Genomic DNA, 503 nt, shown 5'->3' on the forward strand with positions numbered 1-503 from the left:
TTCGCAAAGAACGGCGTGTGACGGCCACCTTCTTCTTTGGTGAGGATATAGGCCTCAGCCTCGAATTTGGTGTGCGGGGTCACAGAACCCGGCTTGCAGAGAACCTGGCCGCGCTCAACACCTTCACGGTCGATACCGCGCAGCAGCGCGCCGATGTTGTCACCCGCTTCACCGCGATCGAGCAGCTTGCGGAACATCTCAACGCCCGTGCAGGTCGTCTTCTTGGTCGGGTTGATGCCGACGATTTCGATCTCATCGCCCACATTGATCACACCGCGCTCCACACGGCCGGTCACAACCGTCCCGCGGCCCGAAATCGAGAACACGTCCTCGATCGGCATCAGGAAGGGCTGGTCCACAGCGCGCTCAGGGGTCGGGATGTAGTCATCCACAGCCGCCATCAGTTCGCGGATCTTGTTCTCGCCGATCTCGGGGTCGCGGCCTTCCATAGCGGCCAGAGCCGAGCCTGCGATGATCGGAATATCGTCGCCCGGGAACTCATA

The 503-nt window shown here is 61.2% G+C and carries 1 protein-coding gene; it reads right to left on the reverse strand.

The window, feature by feature from the left end; translation table 11 throughout:
• The coding region (locus tag ACMA5I_RS15935) for an EF-Tu/IF-2/RF-3 family GTPase (RefSeq protein ID WP_525887266.1) at nucleotides 1-503 on the reverse strand (503 nt) is incomplete at both ends.

The organism is Jujubicoccus corallicola (assembly GCF_047345645.1).
Lineage (GTDB): Bacteria > Pseudomonadota > Alphaproteobacteria > Rhodobacterales > Rhodobacteraceae > JBLEFH01.